At 57.4% G+C, this 4,502-nt stretch carries 5 protein-coding genes; all 5 read right to left on the reverse strand.

Annotated elements, in window-relative coordinates; genetic code table 11:
• Positions 1-932 (reverse strand): protein-disulfide reductase DsbD domain-containing protein (locus Q0F21_RS05580; protein ID WP_297238157.1); only part of this gene is annotated, 932 nt, incomplete at its 3' end.
• Between the two features lie 69 nt (positions 933-1,001).
• Positions 1,002-2,039 (reverse strand): pseudouridine synthase, encoded by a 1,038-nt coding sequence (locus Q0F21_RS05585; protein WP_297238159.1) that lies wholly within the window; start codon positions 2,037-2,039, stop codon positions 1,002-1,004.
• 410 nt (positions 2,040-2,449) lie between these two features.
• Positions 2,450-2,950, reverse strand: a complete 501-nt coding sequence (locus Q0F21_RS05590) for an OmpH family outer membrane protein (protein WP_288966527.1) — start codon at positions 2,948-2,950, stop codon at positions 2,450-2,452.
• 58 nt (positions 2,951-3,008) lie between these two features.
• Positions 3,009-3,560 carry an OmpH family outer membrane protein gene (locus tag Q0F21_RS05595; protein WP_297238161.1) on the reverse strand — a complete coding sequence of 184 codons (552 nt, stop codon included), beginning with the start codon at positions 3,558-3,560 and terminating at the stop codon, positions 3,009-3,011.
• 42 nt (positions 3,561-3,602) lie between these two features.
• On the reverse strand, positions 3,603-4,502 hold a 900-nt coding region (locus tag Q0F21_RS05600), incomplete at its 5' end, for a BamA/TamA family outer membrane protein (protein ID WP_297238163.1).

Genomic DNA, 4,502 nt, shown 5'->3' on the forward strand with positions numbered 1-4,502 from the left:
AGCAGGAGGAAGAGGAAGATATTGAATATCGCATTGGTCGACAGCTCATTCAGCGCACTGGCTCCGAAGAGACCGGTGACGAGCAGTCCGAGGGCGACGTAGATCACCACGATCGAGAGGCCGTAGATGATCGCATCCCGGAGCGCACTCTTCTTACTCTGTGACCGGTGCATGAAGAAGCTCACCGTCATCGGGATGATCGGCCAGACACAGGGGGTAAAGAGTGCCACCAGACCGCCGAGGAAGCCGAGGATAAAGATCTTCCAGAGAGACGTATCGGGGCTGGTGAAGTTCTTGTCCCCGTACGCTCTCAGCTCGCTCTCGACCGACTCGTAGAGTGCCGCATCGTCCGTGTCCGCCGCCCCCTCAGTGAGAGCGACAGGCTCAGGAGCAGGCTCGTCCTCTACCACCTCGTCGCCCTCCTCTATGTCGGCAGTCGGGACAGAGGTGACGGCTGTCTTGAGATCCTTGGGTCCGTAAGAGAAGGAGTAACGATCTGGAGGCGTACAGGTCTTATCATCACACGCCTGCCAGATCAGATCCCCCTGGATGACAAAGTTTGTCGGGTCGAGGATCTGCACCTTCTGCGTAAAGGTCACCTTGCCATCGAAGGTGGTGAGATCCATCGCAAAATTGGGGTCGTACGTAGTCGCCGGCTTCTTGTCCGGGATCAGACCGGTTAGCGCCTTGATCCCCTTGCTCTCGGAGAGGTCTGCAGTGGTGACGGTAGGACCATCCTCAGGCAGATCCACGCCGTATATATGCCAGCCGGACTGGATCGTCGCCGTGTAGGTGAGCGTCACTACGCCGTCAGCATCATTGGTCTGGGCGGTCTCCCACCGCACAATGTTCTCAAACATCTGAGCACCTGCCTGCGTGGAGCAGATGGTCGCCAGAAGAAGTGCAAAGAGTGTGACTAAATGCTTACGCATACCTATGAGTCAGTATAAAAGTTTGGTATAAAGGTCTTCATAATGGAGCTTAGGAGAGCAGGGATCGAACTACTCCCCCTTCTCCCGCTTATCCTGTGTCAGTAGGAGTCTGAAGTGTGACGGGATCGGTCGTCTCAGACGAAGCGTCTCCCCCGTGTGTGGCATCGTCATCTCCAGCTCGGTCTGAGCCAGAGCGATCTGATCCTTAGCGTAGAAGTGCGAGTGGTACCGTATGTCGCCGAAGATCCGGAGCTTATTGTCCCCGAAGATCTTACGCATCGAGTAGATCCGCGACCCTACCACGTCCGCCTCCACGAGATGGAGGTTACCCCCCGCCGAGCTGGTGAGAGGCTGCACCTCAGCGCGGACTACGGTCTCCGTGCGGGCGGCGGTGCGTCCCCTCTTCTCCTCATCACCGGGGGTAGATACCGAGGTGAGCTCAAAGGCCTCCGTCGTCGGCAGCATCCCCTCCACCACGAGCGCATAGCGCTGATGGTGCACGACGCTGCTCCATCGGCGGGCAAGCCGCTCCTTCGCCTCCGTCGTCTTGGCGAAGACGACAAATCCGGCGGAGCTCTTGTCGAGCCGGCTGAGCATGAAGAGCTTGGCGGCGGGGTTGCTCTTCTTATAGTGACGGCTGAGGATATACATCACCGTATTGTGCGGGTCCTTATGGGCGGTATTCACTGTGGGGATACCGGTTTTCTTATAGACCACGACGTACTCCTCATCCTCCCACTCTATCGAGATGAGGTGGTGAGAGAACGGAGCCACTGGTGCCAGCCGATGCACCGTCACAGTCGTGCCGGGATCCACCATCAGCGTCGCCATCGTCGTCGGCTCCTCCGCCACGGAGACCCTCCCGGAGGCGACGAGCCGCTTGGCGGCCGTGCGGGAGCGTCCCGACTTCGTCATGATGAGGTCGAGGAGTGCCTGCGGCTCCTCAGGGCTATAGCTCTCCTGTACGTGAGAGGTATTGACCGAGGAGGGGAGCCGACGGGTAGGCTTGCGTGACGGAGCGCCACCTCTCCGAACCGGCGAGGTGGACCGACTCGGTCGCTTAGTGGACGATCTCTGGTGAGATCGGGGTGTTTTGCTCTTAGCCAAGTTGTAGTGATCTATGTGTCGTACGGGCAAAGGTATCTAAAATGGCGCAAATCTCTAATAGCTCACCGACCGAGAGAAGAGGGGAAGGCACCCCGGAAAAGCAAAGAGCAGAAACACCCCTGCCGAGGGGGGGATATCTATTACCGGTATTAGTGACAACTATTACCGGGTTTAGTGATCACTAAACCCGATAATAGATATCAGCCTGCTCCGGCGGGGGTGGGGGTGATCTCATAGGGAGACCAACCATCGAGGGAGGCTCCCCGGCAGCCAGTCCGATAGAGTGGCTCCCGTCAGACTTGTCAGACTTGTCAGACTTGTCCGATATGTCCGACTTGCCCGATATGGGAGCACCCCCGCCGAGCTTTCGTCCGACGGGGGTGCTGTATGATGAGTTAGGTCAGATGCGATCAGAGACCGAGCTTGGACTTGACGAGAGAGGTGACGTCCTCGCTGCCGTTGCCGACGTAGAGCATCTGGCTGGAGTCCATGATGTAGGTGAAGCCACCATCGTTGCCGACCTTATTGATCGCCTCACGGAGCTTGGTCTGAATGGGGGCGAAGAGCTCTACCTGCTTCTTCTGCATATCCTGCTGGGCCACGTTATTGAGGTCCTGGATACGCTTGGAGAGGTCCTCCAGCTCCTGCTGCTTACGGCTCTTGATGGACTCGACCATAGTCTCCTGCTCCTTGACGAAGTCCTGGTACTTGGTCTGAAACTCCTTCTGCAGCTGCACGAGAGTGTCCTCGTACTTCTTGGCGAGGTTATCGAGCTCGGACTGCATGGACTTCATCTCAGGCATCTCGCTGAGTACCTTCTGAGAGTCTACGATACCGATCTTGTGGCTCTGCGCACCGGCAAAGATGGGGAAGAGCATTGCAGCACAGAGGATGAGAAACGTTCTTTTCATGGAAATGTATCTTACGTTATTGATTTATATTCAGGGTCATGAAACGCACAAAGGTACGTTATTTCACAGAGATGCCAAGGATCTTAAGGATGTCGTTGCTGATATCAGCGGCGGGGTCAGCGTAGACAATGGTGCCCATGCCGGAGGCGCGATCGAGGACCATATAGACGCCATACTTACGGCTGTAGAGCTTGATCGCCTCGTAGACCTTGTCCTGTATCGGCTTGATGCGCTGCTCCTGGAGCTTCGCCATCTCGCCCTTGGGACCGAAGTACTTCTGCTGCAGCTCGGCGGCACGATTCTCCACCTCGACGATCTGCTTCTCGCGAGAGGCACGCTGGTCGGCGGAGAGGGAGCCCATCTGCTTGCGGTAGTCGGCATAGAGCGTGCCGGCCTGATCCTGGAGCTTCTTCACCTCAGCGGTGTAGCCCTTGGCGGTCTCCTGCAGCTGCTCAGTCGCCTCCTTGTACTGAGGGATATTGGTGAGGATGTACTGCATATCCACCAGAGCATAGGTGATGTAGTCTTGCGCCTGAGAGGGGAGCGTCATCCCGACCGATGCCACGAGGGCAAGGAGGGCGAGGAGAGCCGTTTTTCTTATCTCTTTCATATCGTTTATTGTCTTAGTTGGGTAGTAACTGACGTCCGTTGATCAGAACTGCTGACCGAGGACGAAGTGGACGTTGCTGCCACCGATCTGGGCAGATCCGTCCGGGGCATCAAACCCGTAGCCCCAGTCGATACCCATCAGACCCAGCTGTGGCAACATTATTCTGACGCCCAGGCCGGCAGATCGTTTAAGCTGGAAGGGGTTGAAGTCCTTCTGGTACTCCCAGGAGTTACCTGCCTCAGCGAAGCCGAGTACCCAGATCGTCGCCTGATTCTCAAAGATCACCGGATACCGGAGCTCCATGAAGACCTTGGAGTAGACATAGGCACCGCGTCCGCTGGCACCGGAGATGGAGCCATTGCGGTAGCCGCGCAGGCCGATCATCTCATTGAGGTAGCCGTAGTAGGAGGACATACCGTCACCACCCATGTAGTAGGTGCCGAAGGGAGAGCGCTTGTAGGGGCTGAAGGAGCCGATCGTGCCGGACTCCGCACTCGCCATCAGAACGGGGGTGCGCTTGGTATTGATCGGGTCCATAAGGGGGATGAAGAGCTGAGCCTTCCCCTTTACCTTATAGTATTCGATGAAGCGGTAGCGGTCGGCATCGGGGAGCTTCGGGTCGGAGTAGTCGACGCCATCCCAGAGGGAGTACGGCAGGGTCGACTGCGCCTCGATGGAGAAGCTAGAGCCTCGGCGAGTGTAGATCGGGTTGTCGATCGAGGAGCGGGCAAGATTGAGCGAGAGGTTGATGTCATTGGCGACACCATTCTCCATACCGAAGTTGTAGTAGTAGGCGCCCCAGTTGTGCATCCGGTACATATTGTAGGTCAGCCCGAGGGAGACCTGCCAGTTGTCGTCCGGCCAGGTGAGTCGCTTACCGTAGCCGATATTGAAGCGGAGCATGTCGAGGGTCTTGTCCGGGTCGAGTGCGCGCTCGTAGAG

This window comes from uncultured Porphyromonas sp., from assembly GCF_934359325.1.
Taxonomy (GTDB): Bacteria; Bacteroidota; Bacteroidia; order Bacteroidales; family Porphyromonadaceae; genus Porphyromonas_A.